This is a genomic window from Ignavibacteriales bacterium (genome assembly GCA_026390795.1).
GTDB lineage: Bacteria > Bacteroidota > Ignavibacteria > Ignavibacteriales > Melioribacteraceae > Fen-1258.
This window is the reverse complement of record JAPLFG010000003.1, coordinates 2,235,599-2,253,881: the sequence shown is the minus strand read 5'-3', so window position 1 is coordinate 2,253,881 and position 18,283 is coordinate 2,235,599. Positions and strand designations below refer to the sequence as shown.

Here is an 18,283-nt window from a genome sequence, read left to right as displayed (position 1 = left end):
AATGAATAACTTATTAACACTTGGGAATTATTTATTTATTCCGGCATTTGTCATTCAATTTTTGGCGATTGTTCCACTGGCTGTATTCAAAAACGAAAAGAAATCATTTATAACATCAAATATTATTCTGCTTGTTGGGTTAGTATTAGGACTCACCTCAACTTTATCATCCGGACTTTTTTCTTCTATGCCGCTTTCAAGCAATGAAGCTTTGCTATTTAATAATTGGATCAGGCTGGATGGATTAGGACTTTATTTTTTATTTATCATTCAGCTTGTAGCGATACCAACTGTTATCTATAACTTCTCTTACCTTCAGCACTACATTGATCAGAAGCGGTCTGTAAAAAGTTTCGTTGTTTTATTCGCAATTATTCTTATCTCAACACAGTTTGTTGTAATTGCTAATCAAGCTATCCTCTTTCTTGTTATCTGGGAAGTCATGAGTATGTCGGCTTACCTTGGAATGATGTTGGAGAAAGAGAAAGAAGAAGTTCAGAAAGGAAGTTTTTATTATTTTGTTGCCTCTCACGTTTTAGTATTTATTCTTTACATTTTTTTCTTTTTACTTCACCATCAAACCGGCAGCTGGTTTTTAAGCGATTATCACTTAACAGAAGCGACGACCACCATTATTCCCATTCTTTTCCTTTTATCATTTGTCGGTTTTGGTATAAAAGCGGGATTCATGCCGTTTCATTTTTGGCTGCCGCAAGCTCATCCGATTGCTCCAACTGTGTTGAGCGCTTTCCTTTCCGGTGTTATTATCAAAACCGGCATTTATGGAATACTTAGAACATTTCAATTTTTAAAACCAATTCCGGAATGGTGCGGCTGGCTGATTCTTGTTGTAAGTATCTTCAGTGCAATCTTTGGAGTGTGGTACGCATTAGCCCAGCATGATATTAAACGACTGCTCGCTTATCACTCGATTGAAAATATCGGCATTATTGGAATCGGTATCGGTATCGGTTTTATCGGTTCGGCAAATAATTTGCCTGTAATAGCAGTGCTCGGTTTTGGCGGCGCTCTTCTGCATACATTGAATCACGCAATATTCAAGAGTCTTTTATTTCTTGGCAGCGGTGTAATTTATCAAAACCTGGGAACAAGAAATATTGAATTGATGGGTGGACTTGTTCATCGGGCAAAATATTTAGCCATACTTTTCTTAATTGGCTCAATAGCAATCAGCGGCATTCCCCCGTTTAACGGATTTATTTCAGAGTTCATTATATATACCGGATTTTTCCAAACTGCTAAAGAATTAAAAAATTACTATCCGCTTTTAATGTTATTGTTTGTTGTTGGACTTGCTTTCGTTGGCGGATTGGCAGTTGCTTGTTTTACAAAAATTAATTCCACAATGTTTTTAGGAACCGAAAGAAAAGAAGTAAAGCATTTTCACACATCGGTTTTTGATTACATCTCTCTCGGAATTTTAGCGTTACTTTGTATTGCAATTGGATTTTACCCGCAGCCAATTATAGGAATAGTAAATAAAGTAATCAGCAATGGTTTTGTACCCGTAAATTCCTCATCCGCACTATTAGATATGAATTGGCTCTCTATTACGATTATTTTTTCTTCAATTTCATTAGGTGTTGTTCTTTTGTATTTAGCAAAAGCCAAAATTCAGAAAAAGTATGGAAGAAGAACTTCGGCAGCCTGGGGATGCGGATATGAAAATCAAAGTCCAAGAATGCAATACACAGCATCATCCTTTGCAGATGAACTCAATACTATTCCTAAAACTATTTTACTCTATAATAAAAAAGTCGATTCATCAAAACATGTATTTCCCAAGCCATCTAGTTTTGAAAGTCACTCCTCTGATTTAGTTGACAGCAAAATGATTCTACCGGGGTACAATCTTTTGAGAAAAATGATTTCTAAAATAGAATTTCTAAGCCAGACCGATATTAGGTATTACATCGCTTTCATTTTAGTTATAATAATAATTTATTGTTTCATAGCATTCTTATGGATATAGAAGTTTTACAAGGACTAATATCAATTTTTGTGATCATCGGAATTGCTCCTTTATTCGCCAGTTTTATCAACAAACAAAAAGCAATTTTGACAGGCAGAATTGGCGCTCCAATTTTGCAGCCGTATTATGATCTGCTTCGGCTTTTCAAAAAGGAAACAATCAACGCAAAGAGTTCATCTTTTATAAGTCAGATTTCGCCACTCATAAATTTTATTGTGATTATTGTTGCAGCCGCGATGCTTCCAATCGGTTATTGGAAACCGTTGATCAGTTTTAACGGTGATATAATTTTATTCGCATATACGCTGGGACTTGCAAGATTCTTCCAAATATTAGCGGCTATGGATATCGGAAGTTCATTTGAAGGAATGGGCGCTTCACGTGAAGCGACATTTGCACTGTTTGCCGAGCCGATTTTCTTTTTCACTCTCGGAAGTGTCGCATTTATAAGCGGGCTAACTTCTATTTATGATATCTATCATTCGATTAGATTAGATAATATTTCGTACATCGTTTTTATAATAATATGTTCGATCTCCGCCTTCATACTCGCAATAACCGAATGTTCACGAATGCCGGTTGATGATCCGAATACACATCTTGAACTTACAATGATTCATGAAGTGATGATTCTGGATAATTCCGGATTAGATTTGTTCCTTTATTTATACGCGAGTTATATAAAACTATTTATTTATGCCATTCTTGAGATATCATTTTTCTATCCGTTCAGCGCTAAAAGTTATGTGCTCGGAATAGTAATTTTTATAGTAGGTAGTATCATTCTATCTCTAACTTTGGCAATTGTCGAAACAATAACATCGCGATTTAAGATGAAGAATATTCCGCAATACCTTTTATTCGCGACGGCAATTGGAATACTGAATTTGTTGATCTATACTTTTACAAAATGAGTTGAATATGGGAAATGTGTTAAGCATTCTTTTTTGTCTATCGCTGTTTTATGTAGCTATTACTTCGAGAGTAAAAGGATATGTAACCGTCTTGCAGATACAAGGCGTGCTCTTGTCTGTAATAATTGTGATTCCGTTCATTTACCCTTTCTCCATTTTTGGAATAATCCTTCCGGCTACAATCTTGCTTGTTAAAGTGTATCTTATTCCCAGATACATAAATAAAATTATTCTTGATCTCGATATTAAGAGAGTGATAGATCCGACCATTCAGCAATTTTCATTTTTACTACTTGTCATTATCACAATGGTTATAATATTTGTTTTCTCAAACATTCTTTCCAAAAGCACTGAATTGAATGTGATTCCTTTTGCAAGCGGATTTTCTGCGATTGTAATTGGTATCTATATAATAATGTTTAGGAAAAAATTAATTGTTCACGTAGCCGGCTTTTTAATTTTAGAAAACGGGATTTTCTTATTCGGAACTGCCGTTGCTTCAGAACTCCCGATGATGATTGAATTAGGAACCTTACTTGATGTGTTTGTAGTTGTTTTTTTAATGGGCATTGCATTAAATAAAATCAGTACCACCTTAGAGGGATTTGAAGTTACCGCACTAGGGAGGTTAAAAGACTGATGTTCGAGTTTTTCATTTTTATATTGCTGCCGCTGATAGCATCGCTATTCTGTTATGTAGTAAAGAATCTCCGCCTACAGTATACCGCTTCACTGTCTGTTAGTATTCTGCATTTAATCTTGTCGTTGAGCGTTTTTCTTGGGTACTACCATCCAAATTTACCGTTCTTCTTCGGCGTTGATTCACTCAGCAAATTTTTCATTCTGATTCTTTCAAATGTTTATTTCTGGGTTGTTCTCGTTTCGTTCTCATACTTGAAAAGACCGGTTACACCTCAAGCCGAAAAGAGTAAACAGTTATACTTCGTACTTCTTAATTTTTATTTGACCGCAAATTCCGCGGCAATGTTAAGCAATCATTTCGGAATGTATTGGGTTGCAGCAGAAGCAACTACATTAAGTGTTGCACCTCTAATCTATTTTTACCGCAACGAAGAAGCACTGGAAGCAATGTGGAAATATCTTTTCTTGGTATCAATAGGAATTGCGTTTGCATTTATTGGAATCCTCTTTTTAACTCTTTCAGCCAAAGGTTCTATGCTCGAAGGAAAACAATTATACTTTTGGGAATTTATTAAAAATGCTAAGCAGTTAAATCCAATCTGGTTGAAAGCAAGTTTCATATTTATCTTTGTTGGATTAAGCACAAAAATAGGAATAGCGCCGATGCATTCCGGCGATATTGATGCTACCAGCAATGCGCCAAGTCCGATTGCAGCTTTGATGTCCGGCTCTCTTCGTTTAACTGCGTTGATGGGTGTTCTCAGAATTTTTCAAATTATTCAACCAACATCTTCATTTGAATTTGCTAAAGTGATTCTCATTATCGGTGGATTGCTTTCACTTTTTGTAGCATTTGTTTTCATGTTCAAAGTAACCAACTATAAAAGAATGCTCGCATATTCCAGTGTTGAACATTTGGGATTAATAACTTTAGGAATAGGAATTGGCGGGTTGGCATTCGTTGGTGCGATGTATCATGCAATTTATAATTCAATAATGAAAGTAATTTTGTTTCTTACAGCAGGTAATATTCATAGTAAATACAAAACAAGAGAAGTCTCAAAGGTTTCATCAGTTTTAAATAGAATGCCGAAGACAGGCTGGTTATTTCTTTTGGCTTTTTTAGGAATCTCGGGAATTCCACCGTTCGGAATATTTTTCAGTGAAATAAAAATATTTGAAGGAATGCTCTTTTCTAACAAACCGGCTCTTCTAGTATTAACAATGTTCTTCCTTCTTTTTATTTTTATTAATATGGGCAAGATCATTTTCTCTATGCTTTATAAAAAAAACAATGACGATAATTCTGAAGCAGGAACTGAACATTTTGATTTTATCCACTTGACTGTAATTCTTCTTTTAATTCTTTTAACAACAATATCCGTTCTTTCACCGGATGTTATTTATCAAAACATAATTAGTATAACAAAAGATTTTGGTATGAATTTATGATACCGCTCGAAGTTCAAAATAACCAGTCATTCGATCTAGCCGTAATTCCTTTTGAGGAAAGAGAAAATTTCAGAGATACAGTCTTAGAGGAATTATCTAACGGTAACAGAATGATCGGCCTCTTTCCAATTGATAAAACTCATCCTGAAAAATTATTAGCTTTATTTGCAGAGTTGGATTCTTCGATGATTCATATAATCGGCGGAGAATTTGATGAACATAGTCTTCAATTTGAAAGCTGGGCAAATGAATTTCCACAGACTAATTACTTTGAATGTGAGCTAGCTGAAAATTATGGATATCTGCCATTAAATCATCCGTGGCTTAGACCGGTTAGAAAGCAAAATTTTATTTTGGGAGACAAGCCATATAAATTTTACAGTTTGGGAGGAGAAGAAATTCATGAAGTTGCTGTCGGTCCAATTCATGCCGGTGTTATCGAGCCGGGACATTTTCGCTTTCAATGCCACGGAGAATTGGTATATAATCTTGAAATTAATTTGGGCTACCAGCATCGAGGAATTGAAAAATTATTATTAAGATCAAATTTGGAACAAAGAATTATTCTTTCAGAATCAATTGCAGGAGATACTGTTATTGGTCATACTCATGCACACTGTAATGCATTGGAAAATTTATCTAACACACAGGTTAGTTTGCGTTCGCAAGTAATTCGTTCTATTGCAGAAGAAATTGAACGAGTTGCCATGCATTTATCCGGATTAGGCGGAGTTGCCAACGATATTGGATTTTCATTGGTTTCATCTTCGTACGGCAGACTTCGGACACTCGCAATAAATAGTCTTGCATTATTATGCGGATCAAGATTCGGGAGGGGTTTATTCGTTTATGGCGGTGTTCGCTTCGATTATAACGATGACATAATTAAAGAAACAATAGCAAATCTTCAGATCATAAAAAATGATGTTGCCGCGATAAATGAATATTTATTTTCTTCAACAGGCGTTTTAACAAGATTTGAGAATACCGGAGTCATCTCAAAAGAATTAGCTCAACAAATTGGGATGGTGGGTCTAGCAGCTCGTTCGAGCGGAATTGAGAATGATGCACGAATCCAATTTCCGTACGGTGCTTACCGTTACAATCCGGTGTCGTTATTAACTTTATCAAGCGGAGATGTTTTTGCACGCGCCCGCTTACGAGCATTGGAAATAGATGAATCGCTAAAATTTATTAATGATCAATTAGAAAATCTTCCTCAAGGTGGAATAAAATCCAATGTTGAACAAATTGCTCCAAACAAAGGAGTTATTTCAATCACCGAAGGCTGGCGTGGAGAAATTGTTCATACGGTATTCACAGATAAGAACGGAAATTTATCATTGTATAAAATCAAAGATCCTTCATTCAATAATTGGTATGGGTTAAGTTTAGTTTTACACAAAACAGCCATTTCGGATTTTCCACTTTGCAATAAAAGTTTTGATTTATCTTATGCAGGGCACGATCTCTAAAAATTTATGTTTCTAAAGTCATCAAGATATTACTTATGAATGATGCAATAAAAATTAGAATACTTCAGGGCGATCCGATCGTTCATGATGTTAGACATGTTGAATTTCCGCCCTTATATCGCGGCTTGCCTTCGATTGCGGATAAACCATGTTTGGATAACTGCAGTAAATGCGCTGAAGTTTGTCCTACTCATGCGATAGAATTGAATCCTGTTAGAATTAATTTGGGGCTGTGTGTATTCTGTCCGCTTTGTGAAGAAACTTGTCCCGAAAAAATAATTCATTTTACGAACGATTATCATTTATCGGCAAGTTCTGCAGAGCAACTTATAGTTACAAAAGAAGCGAATAAAATTACTCCTGAAAAAGCTTCGGAAAAAATAAGAAAGTATTTTGGTAAGTCGCTAAAGCTCCGTCAGATTTCTGCCGGCGGCTGCAATGGATGTGAACTTGAACTTAATGCTCTTAGCAATGTTAATTTTGACATGGGACGTTATGGGATTGAATTTGTTGCTTCGCCCCGTCATGCAGATGGAGTTGTTCTAACCGGACCAATTACAAAAAATATGGCAAAGCCGACAGATATTTGTTTTGAAGCAGTTCCAAATCCGAAAATAATTATTCTTTTCGGGGCTTGTGCAATTTCCGGCGGTATATTTCAAAATTCGGATGTGCTTGAAAGAGAATTTTTAACGAAGAATAAAATTGATCTCTTCATTCCCGGATGCCCGCCGAATCCTCTAACGTTTATTAATGGGCTACTTGATTGGCTGGACAAGAAATAGGAATAGTTTCATCTATTTTCTTAATTGGCATATGACAGACTACCTTAATTCTAAAAATGCTCTTTTTAAATCCGATTCAAAACTTATGATCTCCTCTAAATAAAATATCAATTAAGGCATCCATCAATAAGCATAAATTCAAATTCAATTTTCATCTTACTACTTTCAAATAGTCGACCTCTAGTTGATAAAATCTTGAGAAAGGAAACCTTTTCCAGAGTATTTTGTTATATACATTGACATTGTAAAAAGGAAGTAAGATGCATTTTACCAAAAAATCATATTTGCTTATCGGAAGTGTGATTCTACTTTTAACGATGATATTCATAGTTAAAATCGCATCCGGCGATTCATCAAAACGACCGATTCCCCAGCCGGTTGTAGAACTTGGAGAGCCAGCCATCAAGGAAATTCAAAAAAGTGAAACTCTCACCGGAGATGTAGCCCCAATTCAACAAGCGAATATTTTTTCTAAAGTAAACGGTAATATTGAAAGGAATTTTGTTGATATCGGCGACCGGGTTTCGGCAAATCAATTACTTGCTTTAATTGATACAACCATCTATTCACAAAATGCTAAGCTTGCAAAAGCTAATTTAATGCAGGCGGAAGCGAATAATGAGAACTCGAAACTAAATTATGATAGAAATAAAAAACTATTCGATCAAAAACTTGTTGCCCAGCAAGATCTAGATAATGCTAAAGCAGCATTTGATATTTCCGTAGCTCAGAAAGCAGCCGCACAGGCTACTTTCAATAACGCCATAACACAATTAAGTTATTGTAAGATTACCGCACCTTTTGCCGGAACTATTACAAAAAGATTTTTTGATCCAGGCTCGTATGTGTCTTCTACACAAAACAATCAAAGTTCGGTATTATTTGTTTTGATGAACGTTGATCATTTAAAAACAATTGTAAATGTTCCCGAACGTGCCGTTCCTTATTTATCCGGTATTAAAGATGTAATCCTTACAGCCGATGCGGTACCAAACAAAATATTTAACGCAAGAATAAATCGAATAAGCCAGTCAATTGACCTAGCTACACGCACAATGCCTGTTGAAATTGCAATTGATAATCCCGGCGGTTTCCTTAAACCGGGAATGTTTGTTACAGTTCAATTGATAACACAAAAAAAAATCAACTCCGAGGTAATTCCTACTGAAGTTGCTTTAAATGATGATAAAGGAGATTATGTTTTTACACTCAACCCGGATACAACCGTATCGAAAAGATATATTAAAATTGGGTTACGAATGGATGATGTGGTTGAAGTACTTTCGGGTTTGAACGAGAAGAGTAAAATTGTTTTTGTAGGTCAGACATTAATAAAAGACAAAATGAAAGTTAAAATAGCAAAGTAGAATATGTGGCTGACCAGGTTTGCACTTAAATATCCCATTACAACATTAATGATGGCTATTGCTGTTTTTGTTTTGGGATTTGTTTCTTTTGTTCAATTGCCCATCGATATGCTGCCGAACATACAGATTCCGGTAGTAAGTGTAATCACTTATAATAACGGCGCCAGTCCAACAGATATGGAACAAACCGTCACTGTTCCAATGGAACGGGCCGTGAGTTCAACTAATAATGTTAGTTACGTTCAATCAACCACAAGAGAAGGTGTATCATCGCTTCGTGTTTATTTTAATTGGGATGCAAACACAGACGTTGGGTTGATAGATGTAATTCAGAAAGTAAATAGAGTTTTAAATTTCCTTCCGACTTCTGCTTCTCAACCACTTGTTCTTCGATTTGATATAACAAACATTCCCGTATGTACAATTGCACTCAGCGGGGATTTGGATCAAAGAGCATTATACGACTTAGCATATAACGTAATTGAACCACAACTTGAACACATTCCGGGTGTTGCATTCGCGCAAGTGACCGGCGGTAGAATTCGCGAAATTCATATAAAGGTAGATCGAAACAGATTAGATGCCCTTGGCTTATCATTGCAACAAATTACACAAGCTATGTCGTCATCAAACTTAATTGTTCCTTCGGGTGATCTTAAATCGGGAGTTTTTGACTATTCGTTAAAAACAGAAAGCCAATTTAATGTTGTTCAACCAATGGGTGATATAGTTGTAAAGAATCAAAATGGTGTCGCAGTAAGAATTAGAGATGTTGCTTTTGTAGAAGATTCGTATCAGGAACAAACAGAAGTAATACGAAATAACGGTAAAGAAGGAGTTGTAATACGCGTACAGAAAACTTCAGGTGCAAATACAGTTCAAGTTGTTGATGCGGTTGTCAAAGCACTTACTCAACTAAGAGATGTTCCACCATCTATTAAAGCATCTCTGGGAACCGACCAGAGTCTTTATATTAAGCAATCAATTAGCGGTTTGATGCAGGAAGCAATTCTGGGAGCTTTTTTAGCAACGCTTGTTATTTTAATATTCCTCAGAAATTCACGTAGTGCAATAATTATTTTTCTCGCCATTCCGCTTTCGATCTTTGTAACATTTATTTTCTTCCGCTTCAGCAGTACAACACTCAACATTATGACGTTCGGAGGACTTGCGCTAGGAATCGGACGGCTTGTGGATGACTCTATTGTTGAATTGGAAGCAATCAGCCGGCATTACGGATCTAGAAAAGCCGAAGGTAAATCGAAAATGCAGGCAACTCTAGATGCCGCCTCGGAAGTTGCCTCGCCAATTTTCATTTCAACTCTTACGACTGTAATAGTTTTTCTTCCTGTAGTGTTTTTATCAGGTATTGCAAAACTTCTATTTCTTCCATTAGTCATAACAATTACGGTAGCGCTTTTCGCCTCATTCTTTGTTTCGAGAACGGTTACACCATTGCTCTGTTATAATTATTTAGAAGCCGAACGAGAAAGCGATGCTGATTCGAAAAAATTAACTCACAGAATCCAGATTTATTTCAAGAATTTATTAGAGAAAATCGATAATTCTTATCAACGGACTCTAACACAAGCATTAAAACATAAACGCCTGGTAATATTTAGCGTAATTGGTTTTGCAATTATTTCATTCATCCTTTTCAAATTTGTTGGAACAGAATTCTTCCCCGATACAGATGAAAGTCAATTTTCAGTAAATGCAAGATTACCGGTCGGAACAAGGATAGAAGAGACCGAAAAACTTGTTGAAAAAATTGAAGGAATAATCAGAAAAAATGTGCCGGAGGTCAAGACTGTTATTTCTGACATCGGAGTGCCCTCCGCAAAAAGCGGGAATCCATTTGGAGGTAATTCAGGAGGGCATGCAGCAAATATAACCGTCTCTCTAACTCCTCCGGATGAAAGGGATAGATCTGTTTTTGATATTGTAAAAACAATGCGACCGAAATTATCCTCTTTACCAGGTGCGCAGATATTTATTAATCCCGGAGGATTTTTAAAATTTCTTCTCAACTTCGGATCATCCGCACCGATAGATATTATAATCAGCGGTCATGATTTTGAGACGGCAAATAAATTAAGTCAGCAAATTTATGAGATAGTAAAATCAACACCCGGTGCAACAGATGCGCAGATCACTCGAGAATTGAATTTACCTGAATTAAATATTTCTATCAATCGTGAAAAAGCCGGAGCCCTCGGCGTAAGCGTTTCTCAAATCTCGAATACAATAACTACTGCAATCTCCGGGTCTGTAGCGTCAATATTTACGGATCCGAATACAGGAAATCAGTATAATATTTTAGTCCGAATGGCGGAAGACTATCGTGATAAAATTGATGATATTAAAAATCTTAGTGTTGTGAATACGCAAGGCCAATTAATAAAATTATCAAATCTGGTTGATGTCAAATTAGTTAAATCTCCAATTCAGATAGACAGACGATACCAGGAAAGAATTGTTGAAGTAACGGCAAACAACACGGGGAGAGACTTAGGGAGTATATCAAAAGATATTAATGATAAACTAGCAAACATTAAAATACCAACCGGGTTTCAAGTACAAGTGAGCGGAAATGTTGAACAACAGAACAAAACATTTAGTGATCTTGGTTTAGCTTTAATCTTAGCTATCCTTCTTGTTTACATGGTAATGGCTTCTCAATTTCAATCTCTAATCGATCCATTTATTATAATGTTTACCGTACCATTGGGAATGATCGGAGTTGTTTGGGCACTTTTCTTAACAGACACAACTCTTTCCGTTACTTCATTTGAAGGCGTTATTGTGATGATCGGGATTGTAGTATCGAACGGAATTTTATTGGTTGATTATACAAACAAATTGCGTAAAACGGGAATGGAATTACATGAAGCTGTAATACGAGGGGGCAAGACAAGATTAAAACCAATATTAATGACAACACTTGCAACTGTGCTCGGATTAATTCCATTAGCATTGGGGATGGGAGGAGAAAAATCCCAGGCTCCGTTGGCAATTGCGGTTATAGGAGGACTAACAGTTTCGACTATGCTTACTTTACTATTTGTACCAACTCTTTATACACTTTTTGAAGAAAGATTCGGTAAAAAGAAAAATAATTTAAATAATGAAAGTGGATATGAATAAATACCTTCTATTAATTTTTGCTTTTTTATTCGCAGTTAATTTATCCCAGGCGCAAACCGATACACTCACAGTTGAGAAATGTATTGAGATCTCTTTAAAAAATAATCCGCAAATAAAAATTGCAGAAAGTAATTATGAAGCTTCATCTGCTAACTTAACGAGCACACGATCAGTTCTTTTTCCCCAGGTTACATTTAATTCAGGCTGGAATAGAAACGGAGGAAATTTTTTCGTAGGTCCGACGGCTCGGGAAGCCACTTATGAAAACTATTCATATGGTTTTCAGCTTCAGCAGCTAATTTTCGATTTTGGAAAATCTTACACACGGTTATCCGGTACTTCCGATTTGAAAAGCGCATCAGAACAAGATCTAACTTTATCAAAACAAAATTTAATTCTTAATACATATGTAACATATTTTAATTATTTATTGGCAGTACGTATAAAGAATGCAAGCCAGGAATCCTTGAATCAAGCCGATGAACATTTAAAACAAGCACAGAGTTTTTTTGATGTTGGAAAGAAACCGCAATTCGATGTACTCAAAGCCAAAACCGATGAGGCAAATGCGCGCTTAAATTTAATTAACGCGGACAATAATATTTTAGTGAGCAAACTGCAGTTAGAGAATGTATTGAACATGAAATTACCGGTGGATTTCAAGTTAAAAGACAATCTGGAAATCACTAAAGAAAGTATCGGTTTGGAAAACGCGCTTAGCAACGCAAGAGAAAATCGCCCGGAATTCATTGGTGCTAAGTTCAGGATGGAGGCAAGCAACTCATTCCTTAATTCTGCATGGACAGCCAATCTTCCTTCAATAAATCTTTCCGGCGGATATAACTGGAGAACATTTTCATTGAGTGAAAACTTTTTGAATTCATGGAATCTTGGTATTTCAATTTCTCTTCCAATATTCCAGGGCTTCTCTTTAGATGCCGGAATCGATTTGGCGCGAGCAAATTATAAAAATGCGGAAGCTCAATTGGATTATGTTACACAAGCGATCGATCTTGATGTTCAGCAGCAATATGCAAATTTAAAATTAGCCATTGCTAAAATTGATGCGACAAAATCGTTATTGGAACAGGCTGAAGAAACTTTACGACTTGCGGAAGCAAGGTACAAACAGGAAGTTGGCAGTCCAATCGAAATTACAGACGGAAGAGTAACAATGCTGAATTCTCAAATATTGTATGTGCAGGCATTGTATGATTATCAGGTAGCATACGTACGTTTGCAAAAAGCAACCGGCGAATTAAAATAAAGTGAATTGGAATTAGTAAGAATCTTGATCATTCTTATAATTTGTCGACTTCCCTTCTCAACAAAGCAAACTAATTTTTCGACTAAGAATAAACTGAATCTTTCTCCCATATAATGCATCCAATTATTGAAGATTATAAAAAACATTATGATCCTGGGACAGAAAACAAAATCAACAATAATATTAGACAAAGGGAAAATGTGATGGTGGAAGATTTAACAAAACAAACATTCTTAGAAAAAATATTCGATTTCGAAAAGAATCAAGAATGGAAATTTGAAGGCACTCTACCTGCTGTAATCGATTTTTGGGCTCCTTGGTGCGGACCTTGCCGCATGGTAGGCCCGGTCATGGATGAACTATCTAATGATTATGAAGGAAAAGTGAACTTCTACAAAGTGAATACCGATGAAGAACAAGAGTTATCAGCTGCATTTGGTATTCGCAGTATTCCGTCATTACTCTTCATTCCGGTTAAAGGAGATCCAAAAATGGCGATGGGTGCATTACCCAAAAAAGAGATAGAAAAAATTATTGAGCAGGAATTAGCTGTTACCATTACTGCTGTAAGCTAATCCGAAATCTCGGTTAGCAGAATACGAATTCAATTTTCTTTTCTGCTGCGTTAGAAGTTGTTCCTACATTTGCCAAATAAAGGGACTCTCAATTGTGAAAAATCTAGACTCTTCAAGATCATTCCATTTGTGATAAATAAAGTAATTATCAAGAAAAATAAACTGTAAAGAAGAAATTTACTTGTCCTTACAAAATTTATACACTCAACAGTATCCGGAATCTTAATTATGGATTGTGTTCAATGTTTTCCAAAATATTGCCGGACTACAGATTCTTGCGGAACCGAGAAATTTGAGACTGACAATTTACTTTCCGATTACAAAGAATCCGAAAATCAACAGATTGTTAGATCTTCTGCTGCCTTGGTAGATAATGGGAAAGCCGGTTTATTATCCAGATTGCAGGAGATAATCGAATTCATCAAATCAATGAACTATGCAAAAATTGGTCTGGCATACTGTTACGGAATGGAACAAGACGCTAAGGTTCTTAAGGATATTTTTTGGAAAGAAGGATTAAAGCTTATAACCGTTTCCTGTACTGTAGGCGGATTATCTCAAAACGAAATCAATACATCAAGTTCCAACCATAATGTTTCTTGTAATCCGATAGGGCAAGCACAGCAGCTTGAAGCCGAAGAAGTAGAGTTTGTTTTGTTGATGGGAATTTGCCTCGGTCATGATATTCTCCTGCATAGAAATCTAAAAGTCGATTTCACAACATTCGTGGTTAAAGACAGAGTCTATAATCACCAGCCGCATCTGGCACTTCGTTAAGATTATCACATTCATCTTCATAATTAATTTTCCATTCAAAATTACACTTCTCCAAATTTTTCACTTAGATATCAAGAAACTTATTTTTCGTGTTACATCGCACAGAATATTGAAGTTATTTCTTTTGTATGCAGATCGTTTTTAAAAATCTCCCGAATTTACTCATCCACGATTAATCAGAAAATATTTGTCATTCCGGTTTTAAACCTTTTGTTATTAAGGAACATCTAAAAGTGTCACGAATAATTCCACGATTAATAGAAACTTGCTAAATTGAAAATTTTAATAACATGTCTTTCTCAAAGTTGGGGCGGATTAGAAATGTATTCGCTCCAGACAGTGGAGATACTAATAGAATCCGGATTTGAAGTTGATATCTTATGTTTTCCGAATTCTCCACTTCATCTTGAAGCCGAAAAACGGAATGTTCCAACTTGCCGGCTTGAATTCTCAAATTATTTTAGTCCCGTTCAAATTGTAAAACTCAACAAAATCTTAAAAACTAGGAAATATGATCTAATCCATGTTGAAGCTTCGCGAGATTTATGGCTGATCGTTCCAGCGCTAAAAATTTCATCACTTAAACCCCCTTTGATTTTAACAAAGCATGTTGGATCGTACATTGTTAAAAAAGATTTCATGCACAGATGGCTTTATAAACGCGTGAATCTTGCCCTTGCAATTAGTGAAGTGATTAAGAAAAACCTTATTGACACTACTCCACTTTTGGATAGAAAAATTATACTGCTCCACAATGGAATTGATGTGGAAAAATTTAATCCGGAAGGAATAGATAAATGCAGTATCTGAGATGAATTTAATATTGGCGAAGATGATCTTTTAATCGGTATGAACGCTCGACTAAGTCCGGGCAAAGGGCATGAAGAATTCTTAAAGGCAGCTCACGAGTTAATCCAACTTTTTAAGAATATTAAATTTCTTGTAGTGGGAGGACCCAGTAAAGGTGAAGATCAATATGCAGAAGAAATAAAAAATATGGCTTCGGATTTGGGATTAGACGAAAAAGTAATTTTCACAGATTTCAGGAATGATATACCGGAAGTATTAGCATCACTCGATATTTTTGTTTTCCCCTCTCATGCGGAAGCATTTGGTTTGGCATTAGTCGAAGCAATGAGTATGAAATTACCATCTGTATGTTCAAATTCCGATGGCGTACTTGATATTGCTGTTGATAAAGAGACTTCATTTTTATTCCAGAATGAAAACTACCACGACCTTACAGAGAAACTTTCAGAACTAATTACTCATCCGGAAAAAAGATTTAGTTTTGGGAATGCCGCTCGAAAGAGAGCAGTGAAATACTTTAGTAACGATTTTATTACATCTCAGTTAATTGATATCTACAATAATCAGATTATTCGAAAAGCATCTTAATATTTCAATGATGCAAGAAATTGAGTCTCATCAATTAAGTTTTGTTCAATTCATTCCATATCAATGCACTGGCACCTAAGACTGCGGCGTGTGCACCAGGCAATGCCGATGGCAGAAGTTTCACCTTGTCCTTGAATATGTTCAGCATGAATTCTTCCATGTAATGTTTTGTTGGAAGAAATATCAAGTCTCCGGAAAGTGCGAGTCCTCCGAATAGAATTATTCCTTCCGGACTAAGATGTGCAACAGCATCGGCAAGTTTTAATCCCAGCACTTTTGCTGTGTAATCGAATGCTTTTAATGCCAGTTTGTCTCCCCGAGTTGCCGCATCGGCAATATCTTTTGCGCTCAGTTGGTTGAAACTGATTCCCCTAAGTCCGCTCGGAATATTTGTTGTGCCCATTAATTCAAAAACAGTCCGGCGTATTCCGGTAGCGGAGGCATAAGTTTCAAGACAACCTTTTCTTCCGCAGCCGCATTCCCGGCCGTTCATATCCACAATTGTATGACCGATCTCTCCGGCAAATCCGTCTGCGCCGTAAACAAGTTTTCCGTTAACAACAATTCCGCTTCCAAGACCTGTACCGAGTGTTATCACAATGAAATCTTTCATTCCTTTTGCCGCACCAAAAAGCATTTCTCCTATCGCAGCAGCGTTTGCATCATTTGTAATTGCGGCTGGAAGAGAAGAATATTTCTTTACCAATTCAATAACATTCACCTTTCCCCAATTTAAATTCGGAGGAAGTTCCACCGTGCCATTATAATAATTAGCATTTGGCGCCCCTATACCGATACCGACTAATTTATACTCAGCGGAAAATTTTTTGAAATCGTTATTGATATTCAAAAACAATCTTTCGAATAATTGATTTGCATTTTGTTCCGAATGAGTGGGTATTGATGACTCATAGATGCAGTTGCCTTCTTGATCTACAAAACCGAAAACTGTGTTCGTTCCGCCAACATCAATTCCGATTGCAATTCTTGTATTCATAGTTATGCCTTAGCAGTAATGTATGATGGTTTATGTCCTTTTAACCCGTAATAAGCAACAAATATATAGCAAAGAACCGGTACAAAGAATGCGTGGTGGATTCCGATATTATCTGCAAAGAATCCTTGTACTACCGGAAGAATTGCGCCGCCAACTATTGCCGTACACAAAATTCCGGATGCTTGACCGGTATGTTTTCCAAGACCATCAATCGCAAGTGTAAAAATTGTTGGAAACATTATTGAATTGAAAAATCCGACTGCAAGAATTGCCCACATTGCAACATGACCAAATGTGAGCATTGAAATTATTACGAGTGCCGAAGCAAAGAAAGAATTAAAAACCAAAACCTTTGCCGGATTAATTTTTCTTTGGACAACCGAGCCGATAAATCTTCCTACCATCGCTCCGCCCCAATAAAAAGAGACATATTTACCGGCGTCTGAATCTTTTAAGCCGGCAATAAACGGCTGACCGAAATAATTGACTAAAAAACTACCGATAGAAACTTCGGCACCGACATAAAGAAAAATTGCAACCGCACCATAAACAAGATGTTTATAACCCCATGCACTGTCATGCAAATCATGATAATTTTTCCCGTCATCACCGCTTGCCGATATTTCGGACGCTTCAATCTTTGGCAATTTTATAATTGCAAAAATCGCAGCAATTACAAATAGTACTGCCGCTAATCCAAGGTACGGAACCTGAACCGCACTGGCTTCCGCTAACCGATATGCATTCAATTCAGTTGTATTCATCGACTTCAGTTCTTCCGCAGTTTTTACTGCAATTGCCAGAATAATAAGAGACCCAAAATAAGGTGCTATTGTATGGCCCAAGGAATTAATTGCTTGAGATAAATTTAACCGGCTCGATGCTGTTTCCGGTTTACCAAGTATGGCTACATATGGATTTGCGGCAACTTGAAGAAGTGTTATTCCTGTTGCAAGTACAAATAATGCACCGAGAAACATTATATAAGATTGATATGCAGCGGCGGGATAAAAAAGCAAACAGCCGATACCTGCCGTAATTAATCCGATTATAATTCCATTTTTATAACCGATCTTTTCAACCATCATTCCAGCGGGTATCGATATTATCGCGTAAGCAGTAAAAAAACTGAACTGGATAAGCATAACCTGTGTGTAATTCAAAGTGAAAATTGCTTTTAAATGAGGAATGAGAATATCATTCAAGCAGGTAATAAATCCCCACATAAAAAAGAGCGTGGTAAGAACCGTAAGAGCGAAATTATAATTTTGTTCGCGGTTTGTTGTTCTACTTTTGGTTGACGCCGGCGCAATAGAAGCCATTCATTACTCCTCATTAATTGAATTTTTCTATTAAAACATAGACTGAAAATAAGCAGATAAAAAATATAATTCCGTTTATTTGCAAAATAGATTTCAATTTTTTCCGCCTTTATTTCAGTTAATGCTCGAGTCCGAATGAATAGATTAGTCCGATTTTACATGAACCGGAATT

The 18,283-nt window shown here is 36.3% G+C and carries 15 protein-coding genes; 13 read left to right on the top strand and 2 right to left on the bottom strand.

Annotated elements, in window-relative coordinates; translation table 11 throughout:
- The first annotated feature begins 1 nt into the window (after nt 1).
- From NTX65_13330 to NTX65_13270, 13 genes are all read left to right on the top strand, one after another.
- Nucleotides 2-1,993 (top strand): proton-conducting transporter membrane subunit, encoded by a 1,992-nt coding sequence (locus NTX65_13330; GenBank protein MCX6170323.1) that lies wholly within the window; start codon nt 2-4, stop codon nt 1,991-1,993.
- A complete protein-coding gene (locus tag NTX65_13325) occupies nt 1,984-2,907 on the top strand; it encodes an NADH-quinone oxidoreductase subunit H (GenBank protein MCX6170322.1) in 924 nt (307 codons plus the stop codon). Before NTX65_13330 ends, NTX65_13325 begins: the two co-directional genes overlap by 10 nt.
- A 7-nt stretch (nt 2,908-2,914) precedes the next feature.
- Complete coding sequence (locus NTX65_13320) at nt 2,915-3,547, top strand: hypothetical protein (GenBank protein ID MCX6170321.1); 633 nt, start codon at nt 2,915-2,917, stop codon at nt 3,545-3,547.
- Nucleotides 3,547-5,001 carry a proton-conducting transporter membrane subunit gene (locus tag NTX65_13315; protein MCX6170320.1) on the top strand — a complete coding sequence of 485 codons (1,455 nt, stop codon included), beginning with the start codon at nt 3,547-3,549 and terminating at the stop codon, nt 4,999-5,001. The genes NTX65_13320 and NTX65_13315 overlap by 1 nt, the downstream gene beginning before the upstream one ends.
- On the top strand, nt 4,998-6,476 hold the full coding sequence (locus NTX65_13310; GenBank protein ID MCX6170319.1) for a hypothetical protein: 1,479 nt from the start codon (nt 4,998-5,000) through the stop codon (nt 6,474-6,476). Before NTX65_13315 ends, NTX65_13310 begins: the two co-directional genes overlap by 4 nt.
- 35 nt (nt 6,477-6,511) lie before the next feature.
- A complete protein-coding gene (locus NTX65_13305; GenBank protein MCX6170318.1) occupies nt 6,512-7,261 on the top strand; it encodes a hypothetical protein in 750 nt (249 codons plus the stop codon).
- Between the two features lie 260 nt (nt 7,262-7,521).
- A complete protein-coding gene (locus NTX65_13300) occupies nt 7,522-8,628 on the top strand; it encodes an efflux RND transporter periplasmic adaptor subunit (GenBank protein ID MCX6170317.1) in 1,107 nt (368 codons plus the stop codon).
- Between the two features lie 3 nt (nt 8,629-8,631).
- Entirely contained in the window at nt 8,632-11,775 is a 3,144-nt protein-coding gene (locus NTX65_13295; protein MCX6170316.1) for an efflux RND transporter permease subunit, read from the top strand.
- Nucleotides 11,768-13,042, top strand: a complete 1,275-nt coding sequence (locus NTX65_13290; protein ID MCX6170315.1) for a TolC family protein — start codon at nt 11,768-11,770, stop codon at nt 13,040-13,042. The genes NTX65_13295 and NTX65_13290 overlap by 8 nt, the downstream gene beginning before the upstream one ends.
- A 113-nt stretch (nt 13,043-13,155) precedes the next feature.
- A complete protein-coding gene (gene trxA, locus NTX65_13285; GenBank protein MCX6170314.1) occupies nt 13,156-13,617 on the top strand; it encodes a thioredoxin in 462 nt (153 codons plus the stop codon).
- Between the two features lie 228 nt (nt 13,618-13,845).
- On the top strand, nt 13,846-14,394 hold the full coding sequence (locus NTX65_13280; protein ID MCX6170313.1) for a DUF1847 domain-containing protein: 549 nt from the start codon (nt 13,846-13,848) through the stop codon (nt 14,392-14,394).
- Nucleotides 14,395-14,667: 273 nt separating this feature from the next.
- Nucleotides 14,668-15,204, top strand: a complete 537-nt coding sequence (locus NTX65_13275; GenBank protein ID MCX6170312.1) for a glycosyltransferase — start codon at nt 14,668-14,670, stop codon at nt 15,202-15,204.
- Nucleotides 15,205-15,216: 12 nt separating this feature from the next.
- Entirely contained in the window at nt 15,217-15,792 is a 576-nt protein-coding gene (locus NTX65_13270) for a glycosyltransferase family 4 protein (protein MCX6170311.1), read from the top strand.
- A gap of 34 nt (nt 15,793-15,826) precedes the next feature.
- Here NTX65_13270 and NTX65_13265 read toward each other — a convergent pair whose 3' ends face one another.
- Complete coding sequence (locus NTX65_13265; GenBank protein MCX6170310.1) at nt 15,827-16,789, bottom strand: ROK family protein; 963 nt, start codon at nt 16,787-16,789, stop codon at nt 15,827-15,829.
- A gap of 2 nt (nt 16,790-16,791) precedes the next feature.
- On the bottom strand, nt 16,792-18,111 hold the full coding sequence (locus tag NTX65_13260; GenBank protein MCX6170309.1) for a sugar MFS transporter: 1,320 nt from the start codon (nt 18,109-18,111) through the stop codon (nt 16,792-16,794).
- Nucleotides 18,112-18,283: the final 172 nt, after the last annotated feature.